The sequence below is a fragment of the Streptomyces sp. NPDC059850 genome (assembly GCF_042731515.1).
Lineage (GTDB): Bacteria > Actinomycetota > Actinomycetes > Streptomycetales > Streptomycetaceae > Streptomyces.
Genome location: NZ_JBHWJI010000001.1, coordinates 119,499 through 134,836 on the forward strand (window position 1 = coordinate 119,499; position 15,338 = coordinate 134,836).

18 protein-coding genes are annotated in these 15,338 nt (G+C 70.1%); all 18 read right to left on the reverse strand.

The annotated features are described in order from the left end of the window. Positions 1-96: 96 nt before the first annotated feature. The 18 genes from ACFV9T_RS00610 to ACFV9T_RS00695 all read right to left on the reverse strand — a co-directional run bounded on the left by ACFV9T_RS00610 (position 97) and on the right by ACFV9T_RS00695 (position 15,279). Positions 97-1,086, reverse strand: coding sequence for a recombinase RecT (locus ACFV9T_RS00610; RefSeq protein WP_385435886.1), 990 nt, complete (start codon positions 1,084-1,086; stop codon positions 97-99). A gap of 15 nt (positions 1,087-1,101) precedes the next feature. Continuing rightward, the gene (locus ACFV9T_RS00615) at positions 1,102-1,446 is read right to left on the reverse strand and encodes a hypothetical protein (protein ID WP_385435887.1); all 345 of its coding nucleotides are present in this window, start codon (positions 1,444-1,446) and stop codon (positions 1,102-1,104) included. Positions 1,447-1,552: 106 nt separating this feature from the next. Next, positions 1,553-1,753: a hypothetical protein gene (locus ACFV9T_RS00620; RefSeq protein WP_385435888.1), complete on the reverse strand. Its 201-nt coding sequence runs from the start codon at positions 1,751-1,753 to the stop codon at positions 1,553-1,555. Positions 1,754-1,843: 90 nt separating this feature from the next. After that, positions 1,844-2,515 carry a hypothetical protein gene (locus ACFV9T_RS00625; protein WP_385435889.1) on the reverse strand — a complete coding sequence of 224 codons (672 nt, stop codon included), beginning with the start codon at positions 2,513-2,515 and terminating at the stop codon, positions 1,844-1,846. Between the two features lie 74 nt (positions 2,516-2,589). Then, positions 2,590-2,835: a hypothetical protein gene (locus tag ACFV9T_RS00630; RefSeq protein ID WP_385435890.1), complete on the reverse strand. Its 246-nt coding sequence runs from the start codon at positions 2,833-2,835 to the stop codon at positions 2,590-2,592. A gap of 31 nt (positions 2,836-2,866) precedes the next feature. After that, positions 2,867-4,072 carry a peptidoglycan-binding protein gene (locus ACFV9T_RS00635; protein ID WP_385435891.1) on the reverse strand — a complete coding sequence of 402 codons (1,206 nt, stop codon included), beginning with the start codon at positions 4,070-4,072 and terminating at the stop codon, positions 2,867-2,869. Positions 4,073-4,219: 147 nt separating this feature from the next. Then, positions 4,220-4,654, reverse strand: a complete 435-nt coding sequence (locus ACFV9T_RS00640) for a hypothetical protein (protein ID WP_385435892.1) — start codon at positions 4,652-4,654, stop codon at positions 4,220-4,222. After that, complete coding sequence (locus tag ACFV9T_RS00645; RefSeq protein WP_385435893.1) at positions 4,655-5,764, reverse strand: hypothetical protein; 1,110 nt, start codon at positions 5,762-5,764, stop codon at positions 4,655-4,657. Further along, the gene (locus ACFV9T_RS00650) at positions 5,761-6,687 is read right to left on the reverse strand and encodes a hypothetical protein (RefSeq protein WP_385435894.1); all 927 of its coding nucleotides are present in this window, start codon (positions 6,685-6,687) and stop codon (positions 5,761-5,763) included. The genes ACFV9T_RS00645 and ACFV9T_RS00650 overlap by 4 nt, the downstream gene beginning before the upstream one ends. Positions 6,688-6,700: 13 nt before the next feature. After that, positions 6,701-7,651: a phage distal tail protein gene (locus tag ACFV9T_RS00655; RefSeq protein WP_385435895.1), complete on the reverse strand. Its 951-nt coding sequence runs from the start codon at positions 7,649-7,651 to the stop codon at positions 6,701-6,703. Next, a complete protein-coding gene (locus ACFV9T_RS00660) occupies positions 7,651-11,919 on the reverse strand; it encodes a phage tail tape measure protein (protein WP_385435896.1) in 4,269 nt (1,422 codons plus the stop codon). Before ACFV9T_RS00660 ends, ACFV9T_RS00655 begins: the two co-directional genes overlap by 1 nt. Positions 11,920-11,954: 35 nt before the next feature. Then, on the reverse strand, positions 11,955-12,353 hold the full coding sequence (locus ACFV9T_RS00665; protein WP_385435897.1) for a hypothetical protein: 399 nt from the start codon (positions 12,351-12,353) through the stop codon (positions 11,955-11,957). After that, on the reverse strand, positions 12,296-12,850 hold the full coding sequence (locus ACFV9T_RS00670; protein ID WP_385435898.1) for a hypothetical protein: 555 nt from the start codon (positions 12,848-12,850) through the stop codon (positions 12,296-12,298). The genes ACFV9T_RS00665 and ACFV9T_RS00670 overlap by 58 nt, the downstream gene beginning before the upstream one ends. 2 nt (positions 12,851-12,852) lie before the next feature. After that, entirely contained in the window at positions 12,853-13,491 is a 639-nt protein-coding gene (locus ACFV9T_RS00675; RefSeq protein WP_385435899.1) for a hypothetical protein, read from the reverse strand. A gap of 127 nt (positions 13,492-13,618) precedes the next feature. Further along, on the reverse strand, positions 13,619-14,062 hold the full coding sequence (locus ACFV9T_RS00680) for a hypothetical protein (RefSeq protein ID WP_385435900.1): 444 nt from the start codon (positions 14,060-14,062) through the stop codon (positions 13,619-13,621). Then, positions 14,059-14,487: an HK97 gp10 family phage protein gene (locus ACFV9T_RS00685; protein ID WP_385435901.1), complete on the reverse strand. Its 429-nt coding sequence runs from the start codon at positions 14,485-14,487 to the stop codon at positions 14,059-14,061. The genes ACFV9T_RS00680 and ACFV9T_RS00685 overlap by 4 nt, the downstream gene beginning before the upstream one ends. Then, positions 14,487-14,918 carry a DUF6093 family protein gene (locus tag ACFV9T_RS00690; RefSeq protein ID WP_385435902.1) on the reverse strand — a complete coding sequence of 144 codons (432 nt, stop codon included), beginning with the start codon at positions 14,916-14,918 and terminating at the stop codon, positions 14,487-14,489. Before ACFV9T_RS00690 ends, ACFV9T_RS00685 begins: the two co-directional genes overlap by 1 nt. Continuing rightward, entirely contained in the window at positions 14,908-15,279 is a 372-nt protein-coding gene (locus tag ACFV9T_RS00695) for a hypothetical protein (RefSeq protein ID WP_385435903.1), read from the reverse strand. The genes ACFV9T_RS00690 and ACFV9T_RS00695 overlap by 11 nt, the downstream gene beginning before the upstream one ends. Positions 15,280-15,338 lie beyond the last annotated feature (59 nt).

The window sequence follows — 15,338 nt, forward strand, 5'->3', positions numbered from 1 at the left end:
GGCCCGCTCTGGCGCTTGGCCGTGGTGGGTCCGGGTTCTCTCTACGGGTTGGGGGTGCCCCCCGCGGCGGCGGGGCGGCACCAGGTGTCATCAGGGTCAGGAGGCGGTGCGGCGAGATGCGGCGGTCCGCTTTCGCGGGGCACGCTTCGCCGGGGCCTGAACCTGGTCGGGATCAGCGGCGGTGTCCGGGCCCGGCGCGGGGGCGGCCTTCTTCGCGGCCCGAGTCCGCTTCTTCGGCGCGGACTTCGCCGGGCTCTCGTCCTGATCCCCGGTCTGGGCGTCGTCGGCGGATCCGGCCTTCGCCTCGCCACCCTCGCCCTCGCCCGCTTCGAGACCGGCGGCCTCACGCAGTCGTCGGGTCGCCTCTTCCGCCTCCCGAACGACGGCTTCGGCGTCGGCCTGTGCCATCTCGTCGTCCGCGAACATGCCGGACAGGTCCTGCGGTGCGGCCATGCGCAGCGCGCCGGCCTCGGCGCACTTGCGGACCATGTGGGCGGGCATCTGGCGCCACATCTTCGCCACGACGTACGCGTTCTGCTTAGGGTCGTAGTAGGTCGGGGCGAACTCATCCCAGCGGGCGATGAGGGGGAACCTGGCACTGCCGCGCAGGACCGTGACCTTGACCGCGGCCGGGGGCACCCTGGACAGCCAGACGTCGTGGGCGTTGCCCTCGGAGTCGTAGTAGACGGTGTCCTCGTACGAGATGGATTCCCCGGCCTTGGTCGCCGCACGGTGGGCGACGGTGCGGAAGCCGTCGATGCCGGTCTGGATGGTCCAGGTCTTCTCCGGCTCGTCGGGGTTGTCGGCCGCCTTCCAGTTGGTGCGGCCGATCATGTAGATCTGCCGCGCGAACGGGTCGAGCCCGGTCCGTACGCAGTAGTGGAAGAACATGGCCAGGTGGCCACGAGGGGCGTTGGCCAGGCCGGGGCTGATCAGGGCCAGCGTCGAGAGCTGCTTGTGGTCGAACTCTTCTTGGTCGGCACGCAGGACGATGGCGCTGGGACGGACGGCCGGGCTGGCGGTCCGGGCCGTTTCGACGACCGTGCCCTCCACGGTGGCGGGTTCGGCGGGTTTTTCGTCGGTCACGATCTCTCCAAGAGGTCAATCGGTCCGCAGACTGCGGACCTCGAAGGCGCTCTCCCATTCGGGATGGCGCTCGATGAGGAGCCGGACGTACCGGCTGCGGAAGTTGTTGTTGAGGCGGAACTCGTCGCCCTCGGTCGCCGTGACGTAGCGCCAGCGCAGGACCTCGAAGAGCATCCCGATGCCGACGCGGCTCGCGCCGTGCTTCAAGTAGTCGGCGGTCAGGGCCTCCAAGGCGCGGAGCACCCAGGGGTTGAGCTGGTGGAACGACTCGAACTGGACCTGTATCGACGCCGACTGGCCGTCCGGCTGGCGCACGGTGTGGATGACCAAGCCCGGTATCTCGTCCTGGACGGCTGCCATACCCGCTCCCTGATGACCTGTTTCAAGAATGTCACCTATCTTGCGGGTTGGCGGGCGGATGATCAACCCCACCGAGCGCAGGCGCGACTTCACGCCTCAACCCAGGTCAGGCGGAGGCTCGCCCAGCCTCCTCCGCGCGCGCCTCGCGGGCCTCGTTGGCCGCCTCCACTTCCCGCAGGAGGCGGACGGCGGGGTGGAAGTCGGGGTTCTTGAGGACGTCCCGCGAAAGGACGCTCTCCAAGATCAGCGTCTCGCGGGCGGCCATGATGGCGACCTCGCCGCCATCATGTGTAGCGATGAACTGCACTGCGTGCCTCCTTGGTGAATTGCGACCCCCCGAAAGGGGATTACATATATTTTATTCGCAATTCAGGGCTAAGTACAGTTTCTACGCAGGTCAGGGCGTCTTTCCGGCATGGCGTCCCCGGGTGAGAACGCGGCTTCCGGGGCCGTCATACGTTCCGTCGCGCAACGCGGCGGCGACCGCCCCGTCCACGTCCCAGGGCAGACTTCGCGCGCTCTCGCGGAGCTGCGGGACGGCGTCGAGGACGGTGTCCAGCATCCAGAGCATCGACCCGGACAGTAGCCAGTCATGCTCCGGGAACCGTCCTGATGCGATCGTGGTGGCGAGATTGCCCTGTGCTGGCAGGTGGAACAGTTCGATGATCTCCTGCTGACCGACGATCGGCGGCAGATCATCCCCCAGATCCGGCTCCCAGCCCTCTCCCTGATCCGCGATGATCTGCGCCTTGACGTGGTCGTCGACTTGACGGAACCGAGCGGCCGTCGTGCCGAACCCGGCCGCGAAACCCAACGGCCAGTACCGCACCCCGCTGACGACGATGGCGGTCGCCGGGTCCAGCACGCCACGGCTCGGAGCAAGCCACTGCGCGACCTGTTTCGATCCGACGCGATACAGCGCGGCGAACTCCTGGTGCCCGACCAGATACGGCTTACGCCGACTCATCCCCGTCCTCCGGTGTCTGCCCTGGATGCAGAGGGCAGCGTAGCCGTACGCGCGCCTCGCACGCGCGACCGTCGCTGCTATGGTGGCGGCGGTCTTCTCCAAGAGGCCAAACGCGGTCCCCGCTTCGGCGGGGACCGTGTGCGTTTCCGTGCAACCTGCTCGGCGCGGTGTTCGGCTCAGCCGCGGGCCAGACTGACCACGGTGAGCACCACCACGGTGATGCTCACCAGCACGGCGACGGTCGGCAGCGGCCACCTTGTCTTCTCCAGAGCAGCCACCCGTTCCTCCAACTCCGCCACGGCCTTGTCCGTCTGGTCGCTGCGCTGGACGAGCAGCGCCAACTGGCCATCGATGCGAGCGAATCCGACCTCCAGTGCCTGGCGCAGCTCCGCCAGAGCGAGAGCGACCTGCCCATCGGGCATGGGCTCCTCCTCTCCCCTCATCGCCCGGCAGTCAGGGCTTGGGCGTGGCCGGGTCGCGCTTGACCGGGAGCCACGAGGCCGTTCCGGGCCTGCCCAGGGCGGTGCCGAGCGTGGACTTCACGGCGCTGAACGCGGCCGGTATCGAAGAGACCGCGGCGGCCTGCCACGCCGACAGGGACACCATGTCTGTCGTGCCGGAGGCCGCCATCAGGCCCAGCAACGACTGGAGGTAGGTGGCAAGGGTGCGCTCGGCGACATCGGCAAGGGCCTGCGGCATCGGGTCGTGCTCCTGGTTCGGGGTGGTGGGGGTCGGGTCGATGGCACCGGACTGGTGCGGGACCCGGAGGTCCGCCCAAGTCTGGGAATCAGGGATTCCATCGGCGGCGGCGCCATGGTGGCCGCGCTTGATCTGGAAGGCGGCGTAGGAGCGGCGGTGCGCGTCGTTCCACGTCTGGCCGGGCGGCGTGTCGTAGGAGTCGCATCCCTCGGCGACCAGCCGCTTCGCCATGGCCGCGATCACCGGCGAGGAGCGCCCCTCGCGGAAGAACTGCTCCCCCGGGTACGCCGCGTACCTCGGCGTCGGCTTGGGCTTCGGGTCCGGCTTCGGCTTCGGCTTCGGCTTCGGACCAGGCTTCGGCTTGCCGCCACCCTTGAGGTGCCGGGCGACCCGGGCGCGGAAGTCGTCCATGTCGATGCCGCCCGGGTCCGGCTTACCCGGCTGCCACTCCTTATGGCCGATGACGGAATGCTCGTTCCAGCCGTGCGCGCGACAGATGGCCGCCGCCGCCCGCGCCATGGCGTCAAGCTGGGCCGCCGGCCACGGCTTGCCACCGGTACCGATGCATTCGAAGCCGTAGAAATGCCGGTTGCCATCGGTGTCGGCTTCGTTGCCGCGCGGGATAGTCGTCTTCTCCGCGATGACCGCGAGCAACACGTCGGCGATACCCATCCCGGCGTGATTGCAGCGCCCGTAGCCGACGAGGTGCACGGTGCCGGACCGGTCGATCACGCCGTGGCACAGCGGGCCGGGAAGATCCTGATAGCCCATACGGCACAGCTCCACCATGTCCTTCTCGGAGCTGAAGGGCCCGGTGTGGTGGATCATGACCCCGTTCGCAGGGCCCCAGTTGCCGTGAAGGTTGCGGTTGTGGGTGCGCCACTTCCCGTGCTCGACCACGCCGAGCCCGGCGCCCTTCAGCACGGACAGGAACCTGTCCGCACTCAGCGGTGTAGCCACGCGCTTCGTCCTTCTCCCCTGCGCCGGATGGCAGTCGGCCGTGGCCGCCGTTGCGGTCCGGTCCCTCGGGAGTGCGAAGTGGGTGGAGGGTCACCCGGGGATCATGCTACCGGCGGCGCCCCGGCCGAGGGCCGGGCACGGAGCCGGTCAGGCGTCGTCGCGGTCGGTCCGGAACAATGCACTGTCCAGGCTGACCCACGATGCGCGGGCGCTGCCACCGCCCTGAACGCGCAGCCGCACCGCGCCCTTCGGGTCGATGTCGAGCTGGAGGGTGCGCCGTACCGCGTCGGAGGCGACGTCGACCGTGCGCGGCGCTTCGGGCCAGTACCCCTCGGGCAGCAACGCGATCAGGTGCTCGTCGACCGCCCGGCCGCGGGGCAGCCCGATACGGCCGCAGAACTCCGTCGTGTCCCAGGGGTTGGCGCGGAACTGCGGCGGCTGCGCCTCGTCCGGGACCGTGTCGCCGGTCAGCGGAAGGTCCCGCCACTCCGGGTACGGAGCGCGCCGAGCACGTTCCAAGGTGGCGACTCGCTTCTCCAGCCGGGCCAATCGTCGGCCGAGGGTGGCGATCGTGTCCGGCATCTACTGCTCTCCTCCCTCGGCCGCCTCGTCCTCGGGCTTGATGGTGCGCTCCAGCTTCAGCGTGGCGCGCTCGGCTGTCTCGCCCTCGCCGGGCCGCACCGTCCAGCCGACGATCCGGCACCAGCCGTCGTACTGGGTGTGCGGCTCGAACAGACGAATCCGTACGTCGTCCCCGATGCGCAGCGCCTCGATCGGGGCTGCGGGGTGGTCGATGACCTCCAGCTCGGTCAGCGAAGGCAGGATCTGGCGGGCCAGCCGTTCGCGGCGGGCCCGCTGCTTCAGCTTCGCCTCGTCCTTCTCGCTCGTCTCCAGCCGGTGTTCCAGGCGCAGGCGGCCGTTGCGTACGCCGTCCACGACGACCTTGCGCTTCTTGCCCTCGCCCGCGCCGAGCCCGATGACCCACTGGGCGTAGGAGTCGGCGTCGTTGATGACGTGCGGGGTGCCGACGATGTTCGCGCCGGTCGTGAATGTCAGGTCCTCCCGGAGTCGGCCGAGGCGCGGGGCGCCGAGGATGATGCGCCGCTCGGCGCGGCGCCCGCGCCAGGCCACCGTCTCCGACCACTCCAGGCCGTCATCGATCTCGGCCATCTCGTCCACCATCTCGCCGAGGTTGCGCGGGTCGGTCTTGGTAGTGGTGTACGGGTCCTTCGCGGTGCCGGTCTCCGCCGTCGACTTCGTGTCGTCCACGGTCACGCCGAGGTCGCCGTCCGGCTGGTCCTGGGCATAGGCCCACGCATCGCGGATCACCTGGCACGGGTCCGCTTCGATGTACGGGCCGCGGCCGTCCAGGTTGCCGTGCAGGTCGAAGCGGCGGTGGAGGTAGCTGGTGAAGCCCGCGGCTTCGATGGGCAGGGTGTTGCCCTCCGGCTCGGCACGCCACAGCAGCCCGCCCCAGTCGAGGCGGGCGTTGCGCTCGACCAGGAGCACCGTGTCGCCAGCGTCGAGCGTGTCGCTCAGCGAGCGCCGGAACGAGGTCGGCAGGGTCGCCTTCAGCGAGCCGGGGCCGGATATCTCCGGGCCGTACTCGACCTCGCTCAGCGGCAGGTTCCAGTGCAGGACGTCGCCAGTCGCGGCCCGCGCGACGATGTAGCGGTAGTCGGCCATCGTCACGCGGGCCCTTCTGTGAAGGCGACGTCGAGCGTGACCGTTGTGCCCTTGGCCACGGTCAACTTTCCGTCCCCGTATCTGTCCTGCTGGTTGATCTCGACGGCCAGGTGCTGGCGGGTGCCCCGGTAGGTGGGAGGCACGGTGAGCGTGTCGGCCAGGATCGCGGTGGCGCGACGGGTGGTGGTTCCGTCGTCGTCCACGACGGTGGGCTTCGCGGCGCGTTCCCCGAGCCGGGTGCGCAGCTCGGCGTATACGGAGCCCGCGTCGGCGCGAAGGCCGGACAGGGTGACGACGACGGTGGTCTCCGTAGCCCAGATCGGTACGTCGAGGTCCCAGGCGGCTTCCTCGGGCCAGGCCGCCCACTGACCGTGCTTGCCGGGAACCTCGTCCGTCTTCGTGGGGTGTGCGGTACGCAGAATGCGTTCGGTGCGCGGGTTCGCGATCTGCCGCAGGTCGGTGATCATTCCGGCGGTGATCGTCGCGGTGTTGCGTGGCAGGGTGATGCGGGCCAGCGCGATCCCGGTCATCCCCTCGGGCACGGTGTCCGCGTCGTGGTCCGTGCCCTTGACGACGTGGAAGTAGCCGATCTCCTCGCGCTGGGGGTCGCGCTGGCCCTCCCACTCAGGGTCCTCGATCCGCAGGACGATCAGGTCGGTCCGGCCGAAAGGGCCGCTCGGTTCGACATCGACCCGGGCGTCACCGATGTTGCTCTGGGTGTAGGCCCCTTGCCATGGGCGGGCGCCGTGGATGAGGGCCGAGCCGTCGCCGACGCGGACGCCGGGGCCGGGGGTCTCCAGTGGCCGGACCTTCAGGTCCTCGCTCTGCGCGACGCCCTGTCGGCCGCGGGCGAGGTCGCGGATCATCAGGCGCATCGCTCGGGCGGAGTGGTCGGCCCCGCGCACCATCATCGGGGGTTGCAGTGTCACGAGTGCTCTCCGTTCACAGGGTGGTGTACGCCGACCGCCACGCCACCTCGAGGCGGGCGGTGGCGGACGGGTCGTTCGCGCTCCAGGCGATCTCGGACCGTCCGGGCGGGAGGGTGAACAGGTCGAGACGGGATGCGGGGCTGAGGTCGTTGGCGACGTTGACGGTGCCGTTGCGCAGTGCCCAGCAGGTGCCTGGCCGGGTCTCCATCTCCACCCATTCGCCTTCGCGCAGTGACAGGTCGAGTTCGAGGAGACGGCGCGTGGCGGTGTTCCAGATTCGGGGGTCGGTGACCGGGCCATGGACGCGCAGGCTGGGGTAGGTCGGTACGTCACCGTGGTTGGTGACCCAGCCGGGGCGGTCGTCGGCCGGGCGATGCTTCGAATCGGCCGAGCGACGGTACACGGCAGGGCGGGCCATGGCCTCGTCAACCGTGCGGTCCGCGCCGGTGGTGCGGGCGGCTTGGTCGAGGCCGAGCGTCAGCGTCGACAGCTCGTCATCGTACCAGCGGGGGTTGTCCAGGCCGACGAACTCGATGTCCAGAGGTATCCATCCGTGCACGGCGGTCGCTGCGCTGGACGCCTCCATGCGGCGAAGCCGCCCGTACATGCGGCGTGTTGCATGACCAGGCCACCGGCCGCGCAGGACGTGACGGCCGTCCGGGCTGGTACGGGCGTCGGGGCGGTCCACGGCCCGCTCCAGCCGGGCCAGGATCTCGGCGGCCTTCACCGGGTCACCGGGGGTCTTGATGCCCGCCTCGAAGCGCAGGGGGCGCGGGCCGTAGAAGTCCCGGCCCGGTGACGAGCCGTCGCTGTTGGCGTTGTCGGCGTCCTGCGGGCGGGTGGCAGGCGCCCCGAGCCCTTCGACGTTCCCGACCGGCACGTAGCTGCCGGTGCCGAGAACAACGCCGCCGATTTCGTACTGCCACGGGGCCAGTTCGGGCTTCTTGTTCAGTGCTGCGGTCATCACACTCTCCCGCCCCGCTGCGCGTTGCGCAGGGTGCGCATCATCTCGGTGCCGATCTGCTCGGGGGTGGCGGCGCTGTCAGTGACGGTGACCGGCATCGAGCCGATCAGCGGCTGCTGCTCGCGCACGACCACGACTTGAACCCGGCCGCCGGCACGGCCATTGACCACGCGGGTACGGGCCCGGTCGCTGCCCGTGCGGAGGTCGAAGGAGCGCACGACGCCCGCCATGGCCGCGACGCTGCGGGCCTGCTTGAAGGAGCTGGCGAGCATCGGTGTGTAGTCGCGGCCGCGGGCGCCTCGGACGCCGCCGTTGGCATACCAATCGACCTGGCCGCCGAACCGGTCGACCACTTCCTCCACGATCGCCTTGCTGCGGTCGCGCTTGGCAGTGGCCATAGGCACGTACGCCTCTCCCCCGGTCTCCCGCTCACCCCAGATCCGGTAACTCCCGGCCGGTGCGATCTGGGCGACGTGGCGCTCGCGGCGCGGTCCGCCGGTGACGCCGCCGTCCGCGAAGTAGTCGACGACCGCGCCGTCGGCGTGCCGCTTGGCGGCACGGGCCTGGTTCTCGGCCTGGCGCCTGATGGCGTCCGCTGCGCTCTTGTTCTGCTGGTTGAGCTGGTCGTAAATCGTGACGTGCCGGGTGGTGACCGTCAGGGACTTCCCGCGCAGGGCGTTGATGCGCTGCTGGATGGAGTCGGCCGCCTTACGCGGGCCGCCGGTCGGCAGGGTGACCCTCACGTTCTTCGAGCCGGGCACCTTCTCGATCCGGAAGCCCAACGCCTCCAGCTGCTTGCGCGCCGCGGCTGTCGGAGCGCGGACGACGACGGACTTCGCGCCCGGTGTCGCGCGGATCTTCGCCTGCACGGCTTGCAGGCTCTTGATTGCCGCCGCGGTCGGCGCGGAGACGTTGACCCTCTTGCTGTTCGGGGTCCTGCCGAGCCTGTCGATGAGGACGTCGAGGTTCTTCTTCGCGCCCTGCGTCGGCGCGGTGACCTTGATCTGCCGGGTGCCCGGCACGGTCTTCACCGTGAACCCGAGGTCACGGAGCTTCTTCTGCGCCCCGTCGGACAGCGAATCGACCTTGATCGTCCTGGCCTTGGGGAGACGCTGGAACTCCGCCTGCACCGCGATCAGGTTCGCCAGGGTGCTGTCCATGCCCTTGGTCTGGAGCAGGAGACTGACCTTGGAGGGGAGCAGCCCGAGACTGTCCGCGACTCCTTCGGCCTGGGTCTTGGTCAAGCCGTAGCCGCGGGCGGCCTGGATCGCCTCGGAGCGAGCGCGACTCATCTGCTCGCGGGCCTTGGCCAGCGCGGCCGGAAGCGTCTCACCGTTGCGCTGGGCAAGGTCGAACGTCGCCACGGATGCGTCGGCCGCCGCGTCGGAGAGGGCGGTGAGCTGGGTGTAGAACTGCTGGCCGTTCCGCGTGGTGGTGTTGAGGGTCTTGTCCTCGTTGACGAGCTGCTTGCCGCCGTAGCCCTGCCCGCGGTTGACGTTCTTGCTGCCCTCTTGCAGGTCGAGGGCGGCCGAGTTGACCTTCGCCTCGGCGGCCTGGAGCGAGATCTGACCGCCGGACAGCAGGTCGAGGGCGCTCTTGAGGGAGCGGGTGCGGGTGTCTGCGTCGGCGGTCTGGTCCGCCAGGCCGCCGACTGCTGTCTTCAGGCGGTCGTACGCCGAGGTGCCGTCCCCGGCACCTTTCGTGGCTGCGGCCAGCTCCTTGGCGTTCTTCACTGACTGGGACATCTCGCCCTTGACGCTGCCGAGCGCGTCGGCGGCGTCCTTGTACTGCTGCCCGACGTCGGTGTAGTCGAGGACGCTGGCCTTCCCACCTGCGACGTCCTTGTACTCGCGGTGGGCGTTCGCGGTGGCCTGGAGCCGTGTCTGCAGCGCGTTCAGCGATGTGCCCTGCCCGAGGTAGGCGTCGGTGAGCGTGGCCAGCGGTACTCCGGCCTGCTCCATGACCTTGGTGAGCTGGCCTTGGTCGGTCTTGGTGTCCAGGAGGGCTTGGGCGGCCTGCCCACGCACGTCGCTGTTGATCTGTCCTCCGGACTCACGCAGCGCCGCGGTGAGGGAGGAGACGCGTTGCTGGTGCTCAGCGGCTGCCTGTGCCGCGCGCTGCTGGCGCGCAGCGAGCATGCCGAGACCGAGGGACACCCCTGCCATCGCGACCCCGAACGGGCCGCCGAGCGCGTTGGTGATGCCGCCGAGCGTCGAGCGCAGACCAGAGCCAGCCGCCCGGGTGATCCCGCCGAGGGTGCCGCTGAAGGTGACGCCTGCGCCGTTCGCGCTGCGGAACGCCGACGTCATGCTCCCGAGGAACCCCACCCTGGCCTGGAGGGTGGCCCACGCCGCGCCGTACCGGGAGAGCGTGATGCCGCTCGCTGCCGCCAGGCTCTGCTGTACCCGCATCTGCTGGGCGAAGGACTGGAAGCTGGAGCGGACCGGGCCGCTGACGGTGTTGGCCAGGTTGGTCAGGGCTGGCTGGGTACGGCGGAAGAGCAACATCGCCAGGGCCGCCGCCTGGATGGGGGCGGGCAGCGCGCCGAATGCGTTGACGATTCCGCCCACGAGGTGGCCGACCGGCACCAGCACGGCGGACAGGCCGGAGACGGCGTCCATGGCCACGTTGGCGACTGTGGCGATGATGTCGAGAGTGCCCGCTGCGGCACCGCCGTCTTCTCCGAGCCCGGAGATGGCGTTCAGGATCGGTTCGGCACCGTCAGCGGCATTGCGGAGTACGTCCCCGAGGGTTCGGGCGGCGTTGATCAACAGGTTCAGGCCGGTGGCCAGGGTCTGTTCGCCCAGTTCCTTGAGCGGGCCGAGTAGTCCTTGAGCTTCGTCGATGAGTCCGCCAAGGCCGGATCCGGCCTTGGCCTTGAGTTCCGGTCCGTACAGGACAGCGAGGTTGCGGCCGTACTCCAGCGCGGTGGTGAGGTACGGGGTGGCACCGGCCATTCCGCGCGTCAGCAGGCGCGTGACCCATTCCAGGCCGGGCGCCATGCCCTCGTACAGGGCGAGCCCGGTCTGCCGGGCCTGGGTCCGCAGCTGCGTCATCGCGCCGGTCAGGCCCTGACCACGCGATGCGGTGATCGAGGCCGCGGCACCGGTCTGCCGTACGGCCACCGACAGGGCGTCGAAGGACTCGGTGCCCTGGTGGGCGAGCGCCACGGCGCCGCTGAGGGCGGGCTTGCCGAATGCGCGGGTGACTCCGGCGGTGAAGTCCTTCTGGGACATGGAGTGTTCGGCCTTCGACAGGCCGTCGATCACGGTACGGAGGCCCCGGAAGCCACCCTGCGCGTCCCACGCCTCGATCCCGAGGTCCCGCAGGGCGTCCTTCATGATCGGTGTCGGCGCGGCCAGGTTGGCGAAGATGCCCCTCAGGCTCGTTCCGGCCGTCTGGCCGAGGATTCCGCTTTTGCCGAGCATGCCGACTGCGGCGGCGGTGTCCTGGAGGGATACGCCGAGCGCGTTCGCGACCGGTCCGGCGTACCGCATCGAGTAGTAGATGTCGGTGATGGAGCCCGAGGCGTTGTTCGCTGTGGCCGCCAGGGTGTCCGACGCCTTGGATGCCTGATCAGCGCCGAGCCCGTACTGATCCATGATGTCGCCGAGATACCGGGCGCTCGTGGCCGCGTTGACGTCGGCCGCTGCCGCGAGCTGGAGCGAGGCACGCACCGAGTCGATCGACTGATCCGCGCGGAACCCGGCCTTGCTCAGCTCGACCATGCCCTCGGCGGCGTCCCCCGATGTCGAGGTGGGCAGCGTGAGGTCGTTGCCGAGTTCCCGGGCGACTACGGCGGCGCGCTTCATCTGCGCGGCGGTCGCCCCCGTCACCGCGCGGAAGAGGTTCATCTGCCGCTGGTAGCGGTTGCCCTCCTCGATCACCTCACCGGTGCCCAGGACGAGGGAGCCACCGGCGAGCATGTTGGTGGCGGACATGCCCCGCTGCCCGGCCCCGGCGGTCGTCCGCTGGATCCGGGACATCGACCGTGCGCCGTCGTCCCCAGCGGCGCGCAGCGCGGCACGGACGGCCCCGGCCCGGGCGGCGATCCGGTTCAGCTCCCCTGTGGCCGCGCGGGAGGAACGATTCAGCGCGGCGAACTGGGCTGCGAGCCGTGTCCCGTTGGCGTCCAGCCGGGCGAGGGACCGGTTCGCGGCGTCGGTCCGGTCCCCCAGTGTCCGCATCTGAGCGGAGGCAGCACGGGTTCCCGCGATCAGGTCGCGGACCTCGGCGCGCATCGCGACCGTGAGGGTGAACCCGGCCACCGGTGGCGGCCTCCTTACTTACGTGCGGGGGTGGATCAGTGGCGCTGTTCGTACTGGTCGCGCGGGAGGAGCTGGATCTTCACGCCGTAGCCGGACCGGTCCTGCGGGACGTGGTCGCGTTCCTGCTCGATCAGCTCGCAGCCCGGGCAGCGCAGGGTGTCGGTGACGTAGGCGTGCGGGTCGCCGCCGCGTTCGCGGTCCCACTCCTCCAGCCGGGTGTGGCACTCCGGGCACATCGCCCGTTGCCACTCCGCCCAGGCCAGGGCTTTCGCCCGGTCGAGGTCGGACCAGCGGCCGTCGCCTCCGAGGAACTGTGAGTGCGGGATCTGGTACCGCTCGCACAGCTCCAGTTCGGCGCGCAGGCCGGCGTCACGGCTCAGCCTTTTCCCAGCTCGACCCGGCTCTCCTGCTGAACCTGCCAGGCCGCGTCCCACAGCGAGTTCGCATCGGGCGCCGACCAGCCGTTCAGTAGCTCCTCGGCCTCCTCTTGGCTCATGCCGTCCACGGAGGCCGCAGAGACCAGCGCGGCGGGGAAGGTGTCGGCGTTGAAGATCGCCTGCTGTTCCGCCTGTTGCTCGGTGGGCGGGTGCTCGGCGAGCAGGTCCTCCAGCACCGGGCGCGGCAGTGCGCGGAAGGTCAGGAACTCTGAGGCGGCGTCCAGTGCCGACAGGGCCTGGTCGCGCCCGGAGTCGGCGTCGGTGGCCTGGCGCGCTGCCAGTTCGTCACCGGGGTTGGCCTCGGCGACGAACCGGGCGCGGCGGGCTGCCTGCTCTGCGTCGTCGTACCGCTGGCGCAGCTCGTCGTCGTCGCAGACGCGGAGCCGGTTCTGCGGCCGGGCCCGTCGGCGGAGGCGTTCCATCTTGGCTGCCCACGCCCCCTCCCCCGAGCTGGTGGACGAGGACGGGCGCTTGGCCTGTGTGGGGCGCGACACGATCAGACCCCGTCGACATCGTGTTCATGAGAGGCCACCTCGGGCTTGGCCTTGGTGGTGCCGATCACGGTCGCGCCGGCATGGTCGCCATCGCGGTGCCCGTGCCCGTGTTCGTCGTCGCAGTCCTCGTCCGGCAGCGGCCGGGGCTGCTGCGCCTGGGGCACCGGGCGGTCGAGCGAGGGCTCGTCGATGATCGTGAAGTCCGCCTTGAACTTGGCCGCCTCGTTACCGGTGCTGTACGTCGCGGCGCGGGTGGCGACCTGCACGGGGAACACGTCGACCGAGCGGGAGCCGGGCAGGTCGCCCTTGCGGAGCAGGATGACGTAGCCCTTCGCCCCCTTGGGGAGCTGCTGCTCGATCTCGTCGGAGTGCCGGTCCTCGTAGAAGGTCAGGCTGGAGTTCTCGGCCTTGTCGTTGCCCGGGATCGAGGAGTTGAAGCTCGACCCCATGTCGGGGGTCTCGATCGGGTCGTTCTCCAGCGCCCAGCCCTCGATGTCCGAGACGGCATCGGTCAGGCCGAAGGCGTTGTTGATCTCCTGGCGGCTGGGGTACTTCGGGTCCTTGAGGTCCTTGGACCACAGGATCTTGGAGATGCCGCGCCGCAGAAACCGGGTCTGGGTCGTCTTCGTGCTCGTGGACACAGGTCCGCTCCCACTTCTGGGGCAGCGTCCCGTGCCGAGGCCCTGCCCCTTGAGGTTCAAAGGGGGTTCGCCTGGCCTGGGGCCTAGCGTCCGCGCGGGCCTCCGCGGTGAGGAACGAGAAGTTACGTCATGCCGGGGTCACGGTGATCGTGACCCGCTGCACGTACGACACGATAACGCCTGCCGCCGACACCGAAGGCTCTCCTCCGGCGTCGTAGGTCAACTCCCGGTCGATGACGCGCGCTTCGGGAACGGCCAGGTCCTGGGCCCATCCGCCGTCGGTCCGGCCGACGACACCGGCGCGTACACGGTCGGCCAGCCACTCGACCTGATCGGCCCGTTCTCCGACCGAGGTGATCTGGTAGGCCCAGGCCGCATCGGCGTGCCAGTCCCACAGGGGCGGGCCTGCGAACTCGGCGGGCAGCGAGTCGAGGATCATGTACGGGACGGGCGCAGGCTCCCCGCCGGACTTCTCCTGAACACGTGGGAGTTCCCCGACTCCACACGGTCGGCCGGTGGTGTGCTCCAGGAGAGCGGCCAGCGCACGGGTCACCGGCAGGCGGGCGGTCACGGAAGCACTCCGTCCGCCAGGGCCTGGAGGAAAGCTGCTTCGGTCTGCCGGAACGCGGGCTCGACGTGCGGGAACGGCGGCTGTCGGTAGTGCCTTCCGATCGAGTCCACGCCGACGAAGCCGTACTCCAGCCGTCGTGCCTGCGAGGCGTCGGTGAACACCTCGCCGGTGACCTCACCGCCCCCCGTGCGCATCCGCACGTCCCAGGAGGCGCGGTACTGCCCGGTAATCACGTTCGGCCCCGGCCTGCCGCTCGCGTTTCGCTGGATCCGGACGCGCAGCAGCATGGCGTGGTGCCGTGTGATCGTCCGTGTGCGGGCACGGGTGGCCGGACCCATCCGGGCAAGCGCGGCGGCCAGTGCGATCGGGTCGCGGAACACGGTCGCGTCGGGGTGGGCGTTGGGGTGCGGGTTCGCGGGGGCCATCAGTCGATCACCTGGACCCGGACGATGCGCACCACGCTGTAGGTGCCGACCGCTTCGTCGGAGACGCGGAACCTGCGGCCGACGAGCTGCGGGTCGCGGGGGCCTCCGGGGCGGACTGATCCGGCTACGCGGATCACATCGTCGCGCCGCAGCGCGGGGGCCTCGACCGGGAGCACGGCCTGGTAGTCGGTGGTGGGCGGTTCGACGGCGACCGACCCGCTGACCGGCTGGGTGATGGCCGGGCGGCCGAGCGGCATCACCGCGCCGAGCCCGTCCCAGACCAGTTCCTCATCCGGTGCGGGCGCAACCAGCCTGCCCGTGGTCTCATCCAGCACGTCGTCAGTACGGCCCGCGCTGTCCCGCCACGCCTCCAGCTTGTCGTCGAGGATGCGGTCGACGACCCGGCGCGCGCCCTCCACATCAAGCGCCACGAGCCCACTCTCCGAGCTGCGTGAGCATCGCTTCGGTCAGAGAGTGCGGGTCGGCGCCGAGGTCGAGCCGAGCGAGCGCAGCGCGCTCCAGCTCCTCCGGGTTGATGGCAGCCAGGAATACGGCCGCAGCCGGACCCGGGTCCGGCATATCGGCGACGGAGACGCGGGCCATGCCCTCGAACTGTGTGTCGCCGCTACCAGCCAGGTGCAGGACGACGTGGGGCGGCTCACCCGGGAGACGGCTGATCGTGTACGCGCCGACAGCGCGGAAGTCCACCGGTTCACCGTCGATCTCAATGGTGCTCTGCGGGCCGCGAGCGGCGATACGCACATTCCGCAGAGCCTCGTCTTGCTGATCCATTGGACAAACGGTATGGCCGCTGTCGGACAGCCCTGCTACGTCCGGTTAACGGCGGATCG